The sequence below is a fragment of the Saccharopolyspora hattusasensis genome (assembly GCF_050972075.1).
Taxonomy (GTDB): domain Bacteria; phylum Actinomycetota; class Actinomycetes; order Mycobacteriales; family Pseudonocardiaceae; genus Saccharopolyspora; species Saccharopolyspora hattusasensis.
Genome location: NZ_JBPCDC010000001.1, coordinates 5,000,102 through 5,017,090 on the forward strand (window position 1 = coordinate 5,000,102; position 16,989 = coordinate 5,017,090).

The 16,989-nt window shown below is 69.7% G+C and carries 14 protein-coding genes; 11 read left to right on the top strand and 3 right to left on the bottom strand.

The features are described 5' to 3' along the window. The first annotated feature begins 331 nt into the window (after positions 1-331). Both ACRXBZ_RS23795 and ACRXBZ_RS23800 read left to right on the top strand, forming a co-directional pair. On the top strand, positions 332-1,300 hold the full coding sequence (locus tag ACRXBZ_RS23795) for an acyl-CoA desaturase (RefSeq protein WP_168586515.1): 969 nt from the start codon (positions 332-334) through the stop codon (positions 1,298-1,300). A gap of 173 nt (positions 1,301-1,473) precedes the next feature. Beyond that, positions 1,474-2,067, top strand: coding sequence for a TetR family transcriptional regulator (locus ACRXBZ_RS23800; protein WP_433880979.1), 594 nt, complete (start codon positions 1,474-1,476; stop codon positions 2,065-2,067). 210 nt (positions 2,068-2,277) lie between these two features. Here ACRXBZ_RS23800 and ACRXBZ_RS23805 read toward each other — a convergent pair whose 3' ends face one another. Beyond that, positions 2,278-3,474 carry a PQQ-dependent sugar dehydrogenase gene (locus tag ACRXBZ_RS23805; protein WP_433883948.1) on the bottom strand — a complete coding sequence of 399 codons (1,197 nt, stop codon included), beginning with the start codon at positions 3,472-3,474 and terminating at the stop codon, positions 2,278-2,280. Positions 3,475-3,630: 156 nt separating this feature from the next. Here ACRXBZ_RS23805 and mfd point away from each other — a divergent pair, with 156 nt between their 5' ends. The 6 genes from mfd (at position 3,631) to ACRXBZ_RS23835 (ending at position 12,923) form a co-directional block, all read left to right on the top strand. Next, a complete protein-coding gene (gene mfd, locus ACRXBZ_RS23810) occupies positions 3,631-7,224 on the top strand; it encodes a transcription-repair coupling factor (protein WP_433880980.1) in 3,594 nt (1,197 codons plus the stop codon). A 187-nt stretch (positions 7,225-7,411) separates the two neighbouring features. Then, the gene (locus ACRXBZ_RS23815; protein WP_433880981.1) at positions 7,412-9,103 is read left to right on the top strand and encodes a BCCT family transporter; all 1,692 of its coding nucleotides are present in this window, start codon (positions 7,412-7,414) and stop codon (positions 9,101-9,103) included. A gap of 183 nt (positions 9,104-9,286) precedes the next feature. After that, a complete protein-coding gene (locus ACRXBZ_RS23820; RefSeq protein ID WP_433880982.1) occupies positions 9,287-9,832 on the top strand; it encodes an AMIN-like domain-containing (lipo)protein in 546 nt (181 codons plus the stop codon). A gap of 92 nt (positions 9,833-9,924) precedes the next feature. Continuing rightward, the gene (locus tag ACRXBZ_RS23825; protein WP_433880983.1) at positions 9,925-10,866 is read left to right on the top strand and encodes a SurA N-terminal domain-containing protein; all 942 of its coding nucleotides are present in this window, start codon (positions 9,925-9,927) and stop codon (positions 10,864-10,866) included. 137 nt (positions 10,867-11,003) lie between these two features. Then, positions 11,004-12,020 (top strand): nucleoside triphosphate pyrophosphohydrolase, encoded by a 1,017-nt coding sequence (locus ACRXBZ_RS23830; protein WP_433883949.1) that lies wholly within the window; start codon positions 11,004-11,006, stop codon positions 12,018-12,020. A 117-nt stretch (positions 12,021-12,137) separates the two neighbouring features. After that, a complete protein-coding gene (locus ACRXBZ_RS23835; protein ID WP_433880984.1) occupies positions 12,138-12,923 on the top strand; it encodes a lytic transglycosylase domain-containing protein in 786 nt (261 codons plus the stop codon). A gap of 624 nt (positions 12,924-13,547) precedes the next feature. Here the strand turns inward: ACRXBZ_RS23835 and ACRXBZ_RS23840 are convergent. Continuing rightward, a complete protein-coding gene (locus ACRXBZ_RS23840) occupies positions 13,548-13,925 on the bottom strand; it encodes a tetratricopeptide repeat protein (protein WP_168586523.1) in 378 nt (125 codons plus the stop codon). 275 nt (positions 13,926-14,200) lie between these two features. Between ACRXBZ_RS23840 and eno the strand changes: the two genes are divergently transcribed. From eno to ACRXBZ_RS23855, 3 genes are read left to right on the top strand one after another with little or no spacing between them, the layout of a single operon-like run. Next, entirely contained in the window at positions 14,201-15,487 is a 1,287-nt protein-coding gene (eno, locus tag ACRXBZ_RS23845) for a phosphopyruvate hydratase (protein WP_433880985.1), read from the top strand. 3 nt (positions 15,488-15,490) lie between these two features. Then, complete coding sequence (locus ACRXBZ_RS23850) at positions 15,491-16,027, top strand: FtsB family cell division protein (protein ID WP_433880986.1); 537 nt, start codon at positions 15,491-15,493, stop codon at positions 16,025-16,027. A 2-nt stretch (positions 16,028-16,029) separates the two neighbouring features. Then, a complete protein-coding gene (locus tag ACRXBZ_RS23855; RefSeq protein WP_433883950.1) occupies positions 16,030-16,530 on the top strand; it encodes a DUF501 domain-containing protein in 501 nt (166 codons plus the stop codon). Positions 16,531-16,553: 23 nt separating this feature from the next. On the opposite strand, the gene ACRXBZ_RS23860 is transcribed toward ACRXBZ_RS23855, so the two are convergent. Beyond that, positions 16,554-16,775, bottom strand: a complete 222-nt coding sequence (locus tag ACRXBZ_RS23860; RefSeq protein ID WP_433884156.1) for a hypothetical protein — start codon at positions 16,773-16,775, stop codon at positions 16,554-16,556. Positions 16,776-16,989 lie beyond the last annotated feature (214 nt).

A 16,989-nucleotide genomic window follows, 5' to 3' on the forward strand; every position in this document is an offset into this window, starting at 1 on the left:
CCCGCCGACATCGTGGCATGCCCCGGCTGCCGGGTCGGCGTCGGGCTGGTCGGCTCGCGGGTTTCGTCGAGGGCAGGCACGTGTATGTGACGCACCGAGCTGTCGCCGGGTTGCGTTCAAGATCACCGCTGTTCGGGTGAACAAGGCGATTCGGACACGCCCGGGCGGGTGCGACACGCCGCAATTTTGGCGCCGGGGGGTGACGATTCGGCATCAAAGAACTTACGCTTGCGTAGGTTACGGTCCCGTAGGGTGGAGGTGTTGCGGGGCCGTGATGCCCGGCGCTGACCGCAGTTTTCCCACCTCCCCAACGCCATTCGAGGTATTGAGTATGACCGCAGCAACCGAGCGCGTTGCCCCTACAGAGGCCCGCGCGGAGTCCGGGCCGAAGCCGCTGACCGCGGGCACCCGACCCTGGGTGGCGCAGCTGGCGGTGTACGTGTTCGTCCTGGTGCCGTTCCTTGCTCTTGTGCTGGCGGTGCCGGCGGCCTGGGGCTGGGGCCTCGGCTGGGTCGACATCGGCTTGGCGCTGGTCTTCTACGTCGCGTCGGGACTCGGTGTGACGGTCGGTTTCCACCGGTACTTCACGCACGGGTCGTTCAAGGCCAAGCACGGCGTCAAGATCGCGTTGGCGATCTTCGGCATGATTGCCGTGCAGGGCCCGGCGATCACCTGGGTTGCTGACCACCGCCGGCACCACGCCTTCTCCGACCGCGAGGGCGACCCACACTCGCCGTGGCGCTTCGGCAGCTCGCCCGCCGCGCTGGCGAAGGGCTTCTGGCATGCGCACATGGGTTGGCTGTTCGAGCGCGACCTGACCAACGAGGACCGCTTCGCGCCGGACCTGCTCAAGGACGAAGCGCTAGTGAAGGTCAACCGGCTGTTCCCGCTGTGGACGGCCCTCAGCCTCGTGCTTCCCGGTGTGCTGGGCGGGCTGTTCACCTGGTCGCTGTGGGGCGCGTTCACCGCGTTCTTCTGGGCCGGGCTGGTCCGGGTGTCCTTCCTGCACCACGTGACCTGGTCGGTGAACTCGATCTGCCACATGATCGGCGAGCGGCCGTTCAAGAGCCGGGACAAGGCGGCGAACTTCTGGCCGCTGGCGATCCTGTCCTTCGGCGAGTCGTGGCACAACCTGCACCACGCCGACCCGACCTGCGCCCGGCACGGCGTGCTGCGCGGCCAGATCGACATCTCGGCGCGGGTGATCTGGATCTTCGAGAAGCTCGGCTGGGCCTGGAACGTCCGCTGGTCCAACGAGAAGCGGCTGGCCCGCATCTCGGTCACCGAGTACAAGGGCTGACCGCCCGGCTTCAGCAGTGCCCGCGCGGCGGTGGTCGCGCGGGCACTTTTCATCGGGCCAGCACATCGGTGCCGGCCCCGCACCTTAGGGTTGTGTGAGTGGTATCACGGCGACGCGGGCGGACTGCGCCCGAACCGGAGGCGCGACCGAAGGGACGCACCGCACGGGTCAGGATGACGGGCAAGGAACGCCGGCAGCAGCTGCTGGACGTGGCCCGGGCCTTGTTCGCGGAGAAGGGCTTCGACGGCACGTCGATCGAGGAGATCGCGCACCGCGCCGGGGTGTCCAAGCCGGTCGTCTACGAGCACTTCGGCGGGAAGGAAGGCGTCTATGCGGTGGTGGTCGACCGCGAGATGCGCAACCTGCTGGACCTGGTCGTCTCCGCCCTGTCCGCGGGACATCCCCGGGAGCTGCTGGAGCAAGCGGCGCGGGCGCTGCTTGACTACATCGACAACAACACCGACGGTTTCCGGGTGCTGGTGCGGGATTCGCCGGTGGCCAGCAACAGCGGCACGTTTCCCAGCCTGCTCAACGACATCGCGAGCCAGGTCGAGCACATCCTCGGCCTGCAGTTCAGCGCGCGGGGCTACGACTCGAAGCTCGCCCCGCTGTACAGCCAGGCGCTGGTGGGCATGGTGGCGCTGACCGGCCAGTGGTGGCTGGAGGCGCGCAAGCCGAAGAAGGAAGAGGTCGCCGCGCACCTGGTGAACCTCGCCTGGAACGGCCTGTCCCACCTGGAGCACAAACCCCGCCTCTCGACGAAGTAACGCACCACCGACCCCACGCAGACGCCCCGGTGCGCCTGTTCTCCCGCAAGTTCCATTGAAATCGAAGGTCCGATTTCCATTGAAATTGCGGAAGTTGTCCACAGGCGTCGGCGTGTCGGGGGCTGACGCGCCGGAGGGCCGCAAGTTCCATTGAAATCGAAGGTCCGATTTCAATGGAACTTGCGGTTCAGGACGCCGGGAACTTGCGGTTCAGGATGCCGTGATGCGGAGGACCTTGTCGTCGGTGCCGTTGGACGTGGTGATGTAGAGGGCACCGTCGGGGCCTTGGCGGGCGGCTCTGAGCCGGCCGTGGGTGTCGTCGAGTTCGGGCGGGATCTCGACCTGGTGGACCGAGCCGTCCGGCTGGACCCCGAACAGCAGCAGCTTGCTGCCCTTCAGCGCCGTGACCGCCAGCATCCCGTCGAAGCGCTTCCACTGCGGACCGGTCAGGAACGTCGCGGCACAAACGGCTTCCGTTCGGTCTCCCGACGACCAGACCGCTTCGACGGCGTCCGGGAACCGGCGCAGATCGGTCATCGGCACCGACTCGTCGTAAGAGGATTCGGTGCCGCCGCGCGACGGGTCCCAGCCGTAGTTCCCGCCCGGCCGCAGCAGGTTGATCTCGTCGTCGACGTCCGGCCCGTGCTCCGCGACGAACACCTGACCACCGGGCCGCGGCGCGACGCCCTGCGGGTTGCGGTGCCCGTAGGTGTAGAGCAACCGCTCGCTCGGGTTCGGCGAGGCGATGAACGGGTTGTCCGGCAGGGGAGCGCCGGTGTCGATGTTCACCCGCAGCACCTTGCCGCCGAGCGAGCCGCGGTCCTGCGCGATCGCGGGCCGCGCCGTGTCCCCGGTGCTCACCAGCAGCGCTCCGTCTTCGGCCAGCGCCAGCCGGCAGCCGGAGTGCCGTCCGCTGCGGTTCACCGGGAGCCCGATGAGCAGATTCCCGACCCGATCCGCGCGCGAGCCGTCCTCGGACAGCCGCCAGGTGATCAGCCGGACGTCCACGGGCGTGCCGTTCTCCTGGTTCGTCTGGCAGGTGATGAACCGCCGGTTGGCGGCGAACGACGGGTGCACTAGCAGGCCCATCAGCCCGCCCTCACCTTCCGCGAGCACGTCGCCGAAGTCCGCCTGCACCGGCCGCACCAGCGCGCCCGGTCGATGATCGGCGAGCAGCGCGAGCCTGCCGGGGCGCTGGCTGACCAGCGTGGTGCCGTCCGGCAGGAACCCGATGTCCCAGGGGTGTTCCAGCCCGGCCGCGACGATCTCGACGCGCAGCGCCGACGGTGCCGGGGCCGCCGTGCTCGCCGGTGCGGGCCGATCGGTGCTGTCCGCGCTGGTGCACCCGATCAAGCCGCTGATCAGCGGCAGCAGCAGGGCGAACGCGGCGGACCGGCGCGGCAGCATGCGCACAGTGTGACATCCGCCATGTGGTGCGTTCGGGCCATCGCGTTCGTGTCGCACCCGGGTCGTAGTCTGGAACCCGATGCCCCTCCCGGTGTTGGCGTTGGTCCCGGGCAGGGGTGTGCCCGCATTCGCCATGTCTTGCTGCGAGGTAGCTCCATGAGCCAGGCCGGTCCCCTGCGCGGACTGCTCGAAATCGTGCTGCGCGATCCAGCCATCCGGCGGGTCGTGGCGGCGGCCGGGCGGCCGCGCCTGGTGCTGGAAGGCCCCCCGGCGGCCCGGTCGCTGACCGCGGGGTCGCTGGCCGCCGAGGGCGGCGCCGGGCGGCCGGTGCTGCTGGTAACCGCCACCGGCCGGGAAGCGGAAGAAGCCGCGGCGGCGCTGTCGGACCTGCTGGGTCCGGCCCGAATCGAGGTGTTCCCGTCCTGGGAAACCCTGCCGCACGAACGGCTTTCGCCCCGCGCCGACACCGTCGGCCGGCGGCTGTCGGTGCTGCGCCGCCTCGCGCACCCCGGGGAGCACGCGCACGGCGCCATCCAGGTGCTGGTGACGACGGTGCGCAGCCTGATCCAGCCGATCGCGCCGGAGTTGGGCGAGCTGGCCCCGGTGCGGCTCGCGGTCGGCACCGAGCACGACTTCCAGGAACTGGTCGAGCGGCTCGCGGAGTTGGCCTACGACCGCGTCGACATGGTCGAGAAGCGCGGCGAGTTCGCGGTGCGCGGCGGCATCGTCGACGTGTTCCCGCCGACCGAGGAACACCCGCTGCGGGTCGAGTTCTGGGGCGACGAGGTCACCGAGATCCGCCCGTTCGCCGTCGCCGACCAGCGCTCGCTACCGGACGCGCCGAGCACCGAGCTGTTCGCCCCGGCCTGCCGGGAGCTGCTGATCACCGAGCAGGTCGCCGAGCGCGCCGCGAAGCTCGCCGAGCAGCACCAGACCGACACCCACCTCGCCGAGATGCTGGAGAAGATCGCCTCGGGCGCGCCGGTCGAAGGCATGGAGGCGCTGATCCCAGCGCTGTGCGAAGGAGAGATGCGGCTGCTGACCGATCTGGTCCCGGCGGGCACGCACGTGCTGCTCGCCGACCCGGAGAAGATCCACGCGCGGGCCGCCGACCTGGTGCGCACCGGCCAGGAGTTCCTGGAGGCCTCCTGGATGGTCGCCGCCGACGGCGGCAAAGCACCCATCGATCTGGGCGCGTCGGCCTACCGCAGGCTGGCCGAGGTCGCCGAGCACACCGTCTCGATCGGCCTGCCGTGGTGGCCGCTGACCCAGCTGACCAGCGAGGAAGGCGAGGACGACGAGGTCATCCGGCTCGTTCTCAAGCCGGTTGACGCCTACCACGGCGAAATCGAGCGCGCCTTCGCCGACCTGCGCGCGCACACCGCCGCAGGCGGCGCGGCGGTGCTGGTGGTGGCCGGTGCGGGCACCGCGCAGCGCGCCGTGCAGCAGCTGCGCGAAGCGGAGCTGCCCGCGCGGTTGGCGGAGGACGGGCTGGCGGCGGAGCCGGAATCCGGCGTGGTGACGGTGGTCCGCGGCGGTCTGGAGGACGGCTTCGCCGCGCCCGAGGTCGCACTGGTGGTGCTCACCGAGGCCGACCTGACCGGCGGCCGGGGCGGAACGTCCACGAAGGACATGCGCCGGATGCCGTCGCGGCGGCGCAACGCGGTCGACCCGCTGGCGCTCAAGACCGGCGACTTCGTGGTGCACGAGCAGCACGGCATCGGCAAGTACGTCGAGATGGTGCAGCGCACTGTCGGCGGCGCGACCCGCGAGTACCTGGTGCTGGAGTACGCGGCGAGCAAGCGCGGCCAGCCCGGCGACCGGCTGTTCGTGCCGACCGACCAGCTCGACGAGGTCACCCGCTATGTCGGCGGCGAGGTGCCGACGCTGAACAAGCTCGGCGGCTCGGACTGGAAGAACACCAAGGCCAAGGCCCGCAAGGCGGTCAAGGAAATCGCCGCCGAGCTGGTGCAGCTGTACGCGGCCCGGCAGTCCTCGCCGGGGCACGCCTTCGGCGCGGACACCCCGTGGCAGCGGGAGCTGGAGGACGCCTTCCCCTACACCGAGACCGGCGACCAGATGGCCGCCATCGACGAGGTGAAGGCCGACATGCAGCGCCCGGTGCCGATGGACCGGGTGATCTGCGGCGACGTCGGCTACGGCAAGACCGAGATCGCGGTGCGCGCGGCGTTCAAGGCGGTGCAGGACGGCAAGCAGGTCGCCGTGCTGGTGCCGACCACGCTGCTCGCCCAGCAGCACCTGAACACCTTCACCGACCGGATGCGGTCGTTCCCGGTGACCGTGAAGGGGCTGTCCCGGTTCACCGACCAGATGGAGTCCGAGGAAACAATCCAGGGCCTGGCCGACGGCTCGGTCGACATCGTGATCGGCACGCACCGGCTGCTGCAGACCGGGATCCGGTACAAGGACCTGGGCCTGGTGATCGTCGACGAGGAGCAGCGCTTCGGCGTCGAGCACAAGGAACACATCAAGGCCCTGCGCACGCACGTGGACGTGCTGACGATGTCCGCGACGCCGATCCCGCGGACGCTGGAGATGAGCATGGCCGGCATCCGGGAGATGTCGACGATCCTCACCCCGCCGGAGGAGCGACACCCGATCCTGACCTACGTCGGCGCGTACGACCAGAAGCAGGTCGCCGCCGCGATCCGGCGCGAGCTGCTGCGCGACGGCCAGGTGTTCTTCGTGCACAACCGGGTGCACGACATCGAGAAGGTCGCGCGCCAGCTGCGGGAACTGGTGCCGGAGGCGCGGATCGTCACCGCGCACGGGCAGATGAACGAGGACCGGCTGGAGAAGATCATCCAGGGGTTCTGGGAGCGCGAGCACGACGTGCTGGTGTGCACCACGATCGTCGAGACCGGGTTGGACATCTCCAACGCCAACACGCTGATCGTGGATCGCTCCGACCTGCTCGGCCTCGCCCAGCTGCACCAGCTGCGCGGCCGCGTCGGGCGGGCCCGCGAGCGCGGCTACGCCTACTTCCTCTACCCGCCGGAGAAGCCGCTGACCGACATGGCACACGACCGGCTGGCGACGATCGCGCAGAACTCCGAGCTCGGCGCGGGCATGGCGGTCGCGATGAAGGACCTGGAGATCCGCGGCGCGGGCAACATCCTCGGCGCCGAGCAGTCCGGGCACATCGCGGGCGTCGGCTTCGACTTGTATGTGCGGTTGGTCGGCGAGGCGGTCGATGCGTTCCGTCGGCACGCGGGCGCGGAGCCGGGGGAGACCGAGGAGGAGCTCACCGAGGTCCGGGTCGACCTGCCAATCGACGCGCACATCCCGCACGACTACGTGCCGGGGGAGCGGCTGCGGCTGGAGGCATACCGCAAGCTCGCGGCGGCCGTCGACGTCGAGGCGCTGGACGCGGTGCGCGCCGAGCTCGTCGACCGCTACGGGCCGTTGCCGGAGCCGGTGGAGCGGCTGCTGAAGGTGGCGCGGTTCCGGCAGGTCTGCCGGGAGCACGGGGTAAGGGAGGCGACGTTGCAGGGCGCGTCGCTGCGGGTGGCGCCGCTGGAGCTACCGGACTCGAAGCAGGTCCGGCTCAAGCGCCTGTATCCGAAGGCGTTGTACAAGCCCGCGGTCCGCACGGTGTCGGTGCCGCGCCCGACGGAAGGCGCGGCAGGAGGCCGGATGGGCGCGCCGCCGCTGCGCGACGAGGCGCTGCTGGACTGGTGCGCCAAGTTCCTGGAGGACCTCACCACCGCTCCCGCCCCGGTCGGCTGAACCCGCCTCGCCACCCGCCTCGCCGCTGTCGCCTGGGGCCGTGAGCGCTTTTGGGTGTCATAGCACCTGAAAGTGCTCACGGGGCCTGACCAGCCGGGACGTCGTGCTTCTGAGTTGCCGAGATACCGACCCGGCGTGACCGTTAACCCGGCTTCGCAGTGCGTGACTAGCTAGGAGGCGGGGGACCATGTCCAGTAAGGCCTCGGGACCGGAGAAGACGGGCATACCGCAGTCACCCGCCGCGTTCGCCGCCGAGCACTCGGCCCGGACCGACTTCGTGATCTTCGGGGTCACCGCCGCGATCACGATCTTCTTCGTCTGCTGGGGCGTGTTTTCCACCGATTCGCTGGCGCGGGTCTCGTCCGCCGCGCTGTCCTGGCTGGTGACCAACATCGGCTGGGGCTTCGTGCTCGCCGCGACCGGGTTCGTGGTGTTCGCGCTGTGGCTGGCGATCAGCCGCTACGGCGCGATCCCGCTCGGGCAGGACGGCGAGCAGCCGGAATTCCGCACCGTGTCGTGGATCGCGATGATGTTCAGCGCCGGCATGGGCATCGGCCTGATGTTCTTCGGCGTCGCAGAACCGCTGGCCCACTTCGCCGAACCGCCGCCCGGCACCGTGGAACCGCTGAGCGAGGCGGCGGTGGAGACCGCGATGGCGACGTCGCTGTTCCACTGGACGCTGCACCCGTGGTCGATCTACGCCGTCATCGGGTTGTCCATCGCCTACTGCAGCTTCCGGCGCGGTCGCAAGCAGCTGATCAGCGCGGTGTTCACGCCGCTGATCGGCAAGCGCGGCGCGGAGGGCCCGATCGGCAAGCTGATCGACATCCTCGCGCTGTTCGCGACGCTGTTCGGCTCGGCGGCCTCGCTGGGGCTGGGGACGCTGCAGATCCAGAGCGGCATGCAGTCGGCCGGCTGGATCAACGGCGTCGGAAACACGGTGCTGGTGCTGATCATCTTGGTGCTGACGATCTGCTTCATCTTCTCGGCGGTGTCAGGCGTGGCCAAGGGCATCCAGTGGCTGTCCAACATCAACATGGTGCTGGCCGCGCTGCTGGCGATCTTCGTGTTCGTGGTCGGCCCGACGGTGTTCGTCCTCAACCTGCTGCCCACCTCGATCGGCGCCTACCTGAGGGACTTCGGCGAGATGGCCTCCCGGTCCGGTGCCACCGGCGGTGCGGCGATGAACGACTGGTTGTCCAGCTGGACGATCTTCTACTGGGCGTGGTGGATCTCGTGGACGCCGTTCGTCGGCATGTTCATCGCGCGGATCAGCCGCGGCCGCACGATCCGGCAGTTCGTCGCCGGGGTGATCCTGGTGCCCAGCGCGGTGAGCCTGCTGTGGTTCGCGATCTTCGGCGGCAGCTCGATCCGGGTGCAGCAGAGCGGCGTCGACGTGTTCCGCAGCGGCGGCGAGGAGGCGCAGACCTTCCGGGTGCTGGAGACGCTGCCGCTGTCGGTGATCACCACGGTGCTGGTGATGGTCCTGGTCGCGATCTTCTTCGTCTCCGGCGCGGACGCGGCGTCGGTGGTGATGGGCACGCTGTCGCAGCGTGGTTCGATCGAGCCGAAGCGGTGGATGGTGGTGTTCTGGGGCGCGGCGACGGGTGCGGTGGCCGCGATCATGCTCATCATCGGCGGGGAGAACGCGCTCAGCGGCATCCAGAACCTGACCTTCCTGGCGTCGGCGCCGTTCGCGGTGGTGATGGTGCTGCTCTGCGTGGCGCTGATGAAGGACCTGCGCGAGGACCCGCTGATGCAGCGCGGCGAGAAGGGCGCGCAGGTGCTGGAACGGGCGGTAATCGCCGGTACCGAACGCCACGGCGGGGAATTCCAACTGGAAGTCGGCCCGACCAAAGGGGATTTGAAGCCGGACTGATCTATCCATTGTGGATTCATGACTGCCGCTCTAGATCCTCCACAGTGGATTAATCGTTGGTGATCTCCGGGTTGGCCGATCGGGTGTGAGCTGTTTCGGAAGATCAGTTTGATGCTGTTTGGAACCTCGTGCGGCGCAGTGCGTCTTTAGGGGTAAAGGCTCCCCTGGCGAGAGGTTTTACCGATGTCCATGCGCACCAAGCTGATTTTGGCGACCAGCTCGATCGCGCTGTCCGCGCTGGCGCTGACCGGATGCGCCACGGGCGCCCCGACGCCGGCTCCCGCCCCCTCGGCCGGTGGCGCCGTGCAGTCCGGGGCCGCGTCGAACCTGACCTCCTCCGCCGCCGAGCCGGAAATCCGTGCCGGCGTGCACGGCAGCGAGGAGCGGGTCGTGTTCGACTTCAGCAAGCTGCCGAACGCGAGCGGGCTGAAGGTGATGAAGCACGAGCTGAACGAGACGGCGCCGGTCTGGGGCGGCTCCGGCGAGCCGGTCGAAGGCATGACCGGCAAGGCGTTCCTGCACGTCTACGTGGAGATTGCCGACCAGGACCGCAGCACCGCCGGACCCGAGCAGTTCGGCCAGGAGCTGGCGCAGAGCGCGGTCGTCAACGACAACTCGCACGGCACCGGCGAGCTGACCATCGGGCTGTCCGAGGGCGTCGACTACGAGGTGCTGGTCGAAGGCGAGAAGGTGATTGTCAACATGGCTCAGGGTTCGTTGGGCCGTTGAGCCGAACCGGTGTCGCGGCCGTCGACTTCGGACGACTCCGATGCTTCACCGGAACGTGTCTTCGTGAGAGGGTGCCCGCTGTGAGGTTCCGCATGCCGCGCCACGGGCGCCTTCTCGCATCGATCGCCGCAGCCGGGCTGCTGCTCGCCGGTTGCGGTTCCGGCCCCAGCCAGGTCGGCGCAGCCGCGATCGTCGGCGACAACCGCATCCCGGTCTCCGATGTCCAGTCCTGGTTCGGTGAGGTGCTCGCGAAGGAACCGGGCCTCAGGGAGAAGTGGCAGCAGCAGGGGCAACTCGACGACCTCGGTAGGAAACTGGCCTCGCAGCTGGTCCTGCAGGAGCTGGTCGCGCAGGCGGCCCGCGACGAGGGGCTGACCGTCACCGACCAGCAGGTCGCCGACCTGATCAACCAGGTAGGCGGGCCGCAGACGGCGACCGAGGGTGGGATCAACACCCCGGAGGGCCTCCGCGACGTGGTCAGAACCTACCTGCTGGAAACGGAACTCGGGCGCAAGTACGTCGACCGGCTGGCGATCACCTTCGACTACAGCCGGGCGAGCACGCGCGGCGAGGCGGAGGAGAAGGCCAAGCGCATGGCGCAGGGCCCGGCGGAGGCCGCCGCGCTCGTCCAGGAGGACGCCAAGGCCGGCGTTCTGGCGGTGCTCGACCAGAAGCTGCGCCCCAGCGACGATCCGAAGCTTGCGCCGTTGTTCGGCGCGCAGCCCGGCACGGTGCTGGCGTTCGAGCCGGAAACGAACTCCGGCCAGTGGTTGATCGCGCGGATCAAGGAGCGCCGCACCGATGCGCCCCCGACGGCATCCTCGGGTGGGATGGGCGACCAGATGCTGCAAAGCCTCGGCATCGGCCTGCTTGGCATCACGGCGGACCGCGTCGGGGTGCGGCTCAGCCCCCGCTACGGCGTCTGGGACCGCGTGAACCTGGTGGCGGTACCGAGCGAGGGCGAAACCGCCGGCTTCCGCTTGTCGGGCCCTGCCCCTGCCCCTGCCCCTGCCCCAGCGGCGGCGGCCGGCTGACCGGAGCTGACAGTTTCAATGAAACTGCGGACACCTGTGGTTCCGCTGCGGTTTCCATTATTGAAACTGCTGTCGACGTGACCAACGACTCCGCGCCCGGGGCCACGGCGGGTGTTGCGGGTTGGGACAATCGCAGCATGAGCGAGGTCCGGGTGCAGGAAGGTTCCGCGGTCGTCGTGGTCGACGACCGGCTTGGCGACGTTCTACCGGCAGCGGCGCTACCGCTGCTGCGCAGCGCTGCCGCCGTCTACGCCGAACCCGGCCTCGCGCCCGCTACGCGCGCGGCGCTCGATGCCCCCGCGCCGCCTGCGGCCGCAGATCTGCTGGCGCAGGCGGCTCGGGAGCCTGTCGTGCTGATCGTCGGCGCACTCGGCTGCGCCGACGCCGACGCGCTCCGCGCCGCGGGTGCGCGGCTGATCGCCGCCCCGGCGCCGGCCGGGATCGAACTGCTGGACGCGGTGACGGTGATGGACCGGCTTCGTTCGCCCGGCGGCTGCCCGTGGGACGCCGAGCAGGACCACGACACGCTGCGCAAGTACCTCGTCGAGGAGACCTACGAGCTGCTCGACGCGATCGAGCACCGCGACCGGGAGGCGCTGCGCGAGGAGCTGGGGGACGTGCTGCTGCAGGTCCTGTTCCACGCGCGGGTCGCGACGGAGGATCCGGCCGATCCGTTCGACATCGACGCGGTCGCCGCGGGCCTTGTCAGCAAGCTCGTGTCGCGGCACCCGCACGTCTTCGCCGACGGACCGGCGCTGCTGGACGCCGAGTCGCAGCACGCCCGTTGGGAGGAGCTGAAGCAGCAGGAGAAGCAGCGCGAGTCCATTGTGGATGGTGTCGCGCTGGGGCAGCCGGCGGTGGCCCTGGCCGCCAAGCTGGTGCAGCGCGCGAACCGCGCCGGGATTCCTGCGGACGCGATGCCGCGCGGCGAAACCCCTGGTGAGGTGCTGTTCGACAGCGCCGCGCAGGCGAAGCTGGCCGGTCACGACCCGGAGGACCAGCTGCGCGCGGTCGCGCTGGCATTCGCCGAGCGCATCCGTTCGGCCGAGCGGCGGGCCCGCGAGTCCGGCCGGGAGCCGACGGAGCTCTCGGCGGCCGACTGGCGGGAGCTGGTGTCCGATTTGCCGGACCCGGCGGGTGCGCATTCGGAGTAGTGGCGCACACTGGCCGCGGGCATCGGCTGACGAAACACGTCTCGCGGCGATATTTCTCCACGGGGGCACGCTCTGCTGAAATCGGCGCCCCTGTGCATCTGGGGTGTAGTAGGGAGGATGCTCTTGCCGCGTCGGTTATGGCTGCTGTTGGCTCCGGTGCTCACGTTGCTGGCGTCTTGCGCACCGCCGGTCTCGTCGTCGCGAGGAAGCACCGAGTTCACGCCGCCGTCAGCGGTCGCGCCGCCCGATCCCGGCGTCGCCCCGCCGATGGTGGAGCTGCTCGCGCCGGGCGGTCCGCCGATACCGCCGAGCGCCCGGCCGCAGCGGCAGCTCGCCGGCTGGGCCGAGTCGATGGCCGACGAGCTCAACATCCCGCGCGCCGCGCTCCAGGCCTACGGCTACGCGCAGCAGGCCATCGAGGCGAAGTCGCCGACCTGCGGGCTCAGCTGGTCGCTGCTCGCGGGGATCGGTGCCGTGGAATCCAGCCACGGCCGGTTCGGCGGGGCGCGGCTGGACGAGACCGGGCGGCCGAGCAAGCCGATCATCGGGCTACCGCTGGACGGCAGCTCCGGCGTCAAGCGCATTCCGGACACCGACGACGGCGAGTTCGACGGCGACACGGTGTGGGACCGCGCGGTGGGGCCGCTGCAGTTCATCCCGAGCACCTGGCGCGCCTGGGCGATCGACGCCGACGGCGACGGGGTCCGGGATCCGCAGGACATCGACGATGCCGCCCTGGCTGCGGGCAACTACCTGTGCAGCGTGGGCGGTGACCTTAACGATCCGGAGCGGTTCTGGGCGGCGCTGCTGACCTACAACAAGAGCCGCAGCTACGGCCAGGAAGTCCTGGACTACGCCGACTACTACGGCAAGGCCAGCCGCGCCCTCGGGGTCGAAGGCTGACGCCGTCCGCAATTTCAATGGAAATCAGAGGTCCGATTTCCATTGAAATTGCGGGAATTGTCCACAGCCTCCGGCGTGTCGTGGTCCGACACGCCGGAGAACCGCAACTTCCATTGAAATTGCGGCCGGTACCCGGTGTCGGGGACCTTGCCTGCGGGGACCTTGCCTGCGGGGACCTTGCCTGCGGGGACCTTGCCTGCGGGGACCTTGCCTGCGGGGACCTTGCCTGCGGGGACCTTGCCTGCGGGGACCTTGCCTGCGGGGACCTTGCCTGCGGGGACCTTGCCTGCGGGGACCTTGCCTGCGGGGACCTTCGCACTGGTGGAGTGATCGGGGGCGGTTGCTCTCGACTCGACTGATCGGCCGCTGGGGGCCGGATCTACTAGCGAGTAGCCTGAGTGGCGTGATCAAGACCACGTCGCCGCTGTCGGCCGCCTTCGGGCGGCTCGTGGTTGCCGTTGCGCTGCTGGCCGCGATGGTCGTCGGGGTCGGGCTGGTCAGTGTGTTCGGCAAGCCCCCGACCGCGCCGGTGGCCGAACCGCCGCGGGCGAACGCTGATTTCGCATCGAAATCGCGCGCCGGAGGGCGACGGCGCGCGGTTCCAGCCCCCAGGGCAGCGCCGGGTCAGATGTCGCGGGTGGCGATGTGGGCGTTGATCTCGCCCAGCGCTTCTTGGTACGCGGGCACCGGGTGCATCGTCGCGGCCAGCCTGATCTGGGCGCGCGCCTCGTTCAAGCGGCCCAGGCGCTGCAGGGTGCGGCCCAGTACCAGGCGCGCGTAGTGGTCCGACGGGTCGAACTCCAGCACGCGCAGGAACGCCCGCTCGGCGCGGCGCAGCTGGGCCGAGAAGAAGTAAGCCCGCCCAAGCAGCAGTTGCACGCTCGGCTTGTCGGCGGCGATGTCGAGGACCGGTTCTAAGACGCGGATGGCTTCCAGGGGGCGGCGCTGCGCGAGCAGTTCCTCTGCCCGGCGGAACGCTTCGACGGTGCCTTCGGTCGTCATGGCGTGGACAACGTTACGTGCCGATCGGCTGTTCCGAGACGTCCGTCCGGATGGTCTTCCAGCTGGTGTCCGTGATTCGAACACCGGCCGGACGGGGGCTTGCCGATCGGGGTCGAAAACCCCGGGCCCGTCGGCAGCGCACGAGCCTGCGGCGGCGGCCTCACCGGCCCCGTTAGGCTCGTAGTCGGTCGTCGGGCGTTCGGCCGGTTCGCCGCGCGCGGGAACGCCGGGACGGCCCGCTTCGTCCATAGTTCAAAGGCTGGTTAGGAGCACACGTGGCGATCATCGAGCAGGTCGGAGCTCGCGAGATCCTCGACTCGCGCGGGAACCCCACCGTCGAGGTCGAAGTGGCATTGGAGGACGGCACGCTCAGCCGCGCTGCGGTCCCCTCAGGTGCCTCGACCGGCGAGCACGAGGCCGTCGAGCTGCGCGACGGTGACGCCGCCCGCTACGGCGGCAAGGGTGTCGAGAACGCGGTCGCGGCGGTATTGGACGAGATCGGCCCGGAGCTGACCGGGTTGGACGCCACCGAGCAGCGCGTCGTCGACCAGAAGCTGGTCGACCTGGACGGCACGCCGGACAAGTCCCGGCTGGGCGCCAACGCCATCCTCGGCGTCTCGCTGGCGGTCGCCAAGGCCGCCGCGGAGACCTCCGGGCTGGAGCTGTTCCGCTACGTCGGCGGACCGAACGCGCACGTGCTGCCGGTGCCGATGATGAACATCCTCAACGGCGGCGCGCACGCCGACACCGGCGTCGACATCCAGGAGTTCATGATCGCGCCAATCGGCGCGGACACCTTCTCCGAGGCGCTGCGCTGGGGCACCGAGACCTACCACGCGCTGAAGTCGGTGCTCAAGGCCAAGGGCCTGGCCACCGGCCTGGGCGACGAGGGCGGGTTCGCCCCGGACCTGCCGAACAACCGCGAGGCCCTGGACCTGATCGCCTCGGCGGTGGAGAAGGCCGGTTACAAGCTGGGCCGCGACATCGTGCTGGCGCTGGACGTCGCCGCGACCGAGTTCTTCTCCGAGGGCGCCTACAACTTCGAGGGCTCCAAGCGCACCGCCGAGCAGATGGCGGCGTACTACCAGGAACTCCTCGGCGCCTATCCGCTGGTGTCCATCGAGGACCCGCTGGCCGAGGACGACTGGGACGGCTGGACCAGCCTGACCGAGCAGGTCGGCGACCAGGTGCAGCTGGTCGGCGACGACCTGTTCGTCACCAACCCGGAGCGGCTTGAGGACGGCATCAGCCGGGGCGCGGCCAACGCGCTGCTGGTCAAGGTCAACCAGATCGGCACGCTGTCGGAGACCCTGGACGCGGTCAGCCTGGCCACCTCGTGCGGCTACAAGAGCATGATGAGCCACCGCTCCGGCGAGACCGAGGACACCACGATCGCCGACCTGGCGGTGGCCACCGGCTGCGGCCAGATCAAGACCGGTGCCCCGGCCCGCAGCGAGCGCGTCGCCAAGTACAACCAGCTGCTGCGCATCGAGGAGGCCCTCGGTGACGCCGCCCGCTACGCGGGCGAGCTGGCCTTCCCGCGGTTCACGCCGGAGAGCTGAGCCATGCCGGTCGGGCGCGCATCGGATCCACAGCGGCGCAACCGCCGGGGCGAGTCCCCGGCGGAGCGCCGTGGTGAGCGCGTCCGCCGGGACGGGACCAGGACCTCGGGCCGGCGACCGGGTCGGCAGGCGTCGACCCGGTCCCGCCTGCGGTCCAGCACGGGGGGAGCGTTCAAGCTCTCCTCGACCAGGCGGGCCGCGGGCCTGGCAATGCTGGTCTGCGTGATGGCGCTGAGCGTGTCGGTGCCGTTGCGCACCTACCTGAGCCAACGCGCCGAGCTGGCCCAGCAGGAACAGCAGCAAGCGGAGCTGACCCAGCAGGTCAGGGAGCTGGAACAGCGCAAGGCGGAGCTCTCCGATCCGGCGCAGGTGGAAGCGGAAGCGCGGGCCCGGCTGGGCTACGTGCGCCCGGGCGAGACGCCCTACATCGTGGAGGTGCCGACCGAACCGGCCGCGCCGCCGCCCCCGGTCGCCCCCGCCGAAGACGGCGCGCCGTGGTACGAAGACCTCTGGAATTCGGTGATGGGAAAGGGATCTTGACGGTGAACTTGGGCGTGCCGACGGTCAGCGATGCGGATCGGGAATGCATCGGCCGGCAGCTCGGTCGGCCGCCGCGCGGTCTGCACGCGATCGCGGCGCGGGATGCGGCCGGAGAACCCACGGTGGTCCAGACCTGGCCGCGGCTGGAGGACGGCACGCCCTTCCCGACGCTGTACTACTTGACCGCCCCGCAGCTGGTGGCGCACGCCTCCACCTTCGAGGCGGAGGGCCTGATGCGGGAGATGGCCGAGCGGCTGACCACCGACCCGGACCTTGCGGAGCGCTACCGCCACGCGCACGAGTCGTACCTCGCGGAACGCGACGCGCTCGAATCGCTGGGCACCCAGGTCAGCGCCGGCGGCATGCCGGACCGGGTCAAGTGCCTCCACGTGCACATCGCCCATGCCCTGGCCAAGGGGCCGGGAGTCAACCCGTTCGGGGACGAGGCGATCGACCTGATCGCCGAACGCTGGCCCGAGCACCGTTACCTGCTCAACCGCTGACCCGCCCGGGAGGGGCCGCAATTTCAATGTAAGTCGGACCTCTGATTTCCATTGAAATTGCGGAAGTTGTCCACAGCCATCGGCGTGTCGGAGTGCGACACGCCGATGATCTGCATTTTCCATTGAAATTGGACCTTCGATTTCAATGGAAATTGCATCGGCGGGTCCAGTGCGCGCAACAGGTCCAGCGCGGTGACGTTGCCCGAGCCTTCTCGGATCGAGCTCAGCGGCGCTTCCCGGTACACCGGTCATTCCGGATTCGTCGACGTATCCGTTGCCACCCAGGCATTCCGAATAGCTGGGATTCCGGTGATTGCGCCGCCTGTTCGGAGTAACCGGACCGGCGAGCCCATTCGATCACAAGTCGGACGGGTGACGTGCCCGCTCGCCATCCGGCGTTCCTCGAACCGGTGGTGTATCCAAGGAGCCATCTCGGTTTTTCCGGTGATGTTCGTCTGG

Coding starts and splice junctions, on each gene's coding strand:
- ACRXBZ_RS23795 (WP_168586515.1), top strand. CDS start 332: ATGACCGCAGCAACCGAGCGCGTTGCCCCTACAGAGGCCCGCGCGGAG.
- ACRXBZ_RS23800 (WP_433880979.1), top strand. CDS start 1,474: ATGACGGGCAAGGAACGCCGGCAGCAGCTGCTGGACGTGGCCCGGGCC.
- ACRXBZ_RS23805 (WP_433883948.1), bottom strand. CDS start 3,474: ATGCTGCCGCGCCGGTCCGCCGCGTTCGCCCTGCTGCTGCCGCTGATC.
- mfd (WP_433880980.1), top strand. CDS start 3,631: ATGAGCCAGGCCGGTCCCCTGCGCGGACTGCTCGAAATCGTGCTGCGC.
- ACRXBZ_RS23815 (WP_433880981.1), top strand. CDS start 7,412: ATGTCCAGTAAGGCCTCGGGACCGGAGAAGACGGGCATACCGCAGTCA.
- ACRXBZ_RS23820 (WP_433880982.1), top strand. CDS start 9,287: ATGTCCATGCGCACCAAGCTGATTTTGGCGACCAGCTCGATCGCGCTG.
- ACRXBZ_RS23825 (WP_433880983.1), top strand. CDS start 9,925: ATGCCGCGCCACGGGCGCCTTCTCGCATCGATCGCCGCAGCCGGGCTG.
- ACRXBZ_RS23830 (WP_433883949.1), top strand. CDS start 11,004: ATGAGCGAGGTCCGGGTGCAGGAAGGTTCCGCGGTCGTCGTGGTCGAC.
- ACRXBZ_RS23835 (WP_433880984.1), top strand. CDS start 12,138: ATGCTCTTGCCGCGTCGGTTATGGCTGCTGTTGGCTCCGGTGCTCACG.
- ACRXBZ_RS23840 (WP_168586523.1), bottom strand. CDS start 13,925: ATGACGACCGAAGGCACCGTCGAAGCGTTCCGCCGGGCAGAGGAACTG.
- ACRXBZ_RS23850 (WP_433880986.1), top strand. CDS start 15,491: ATGCCGGTCGGGCGCGCATCGGATCCACAGCGGCGCAACCGCCGGGGC.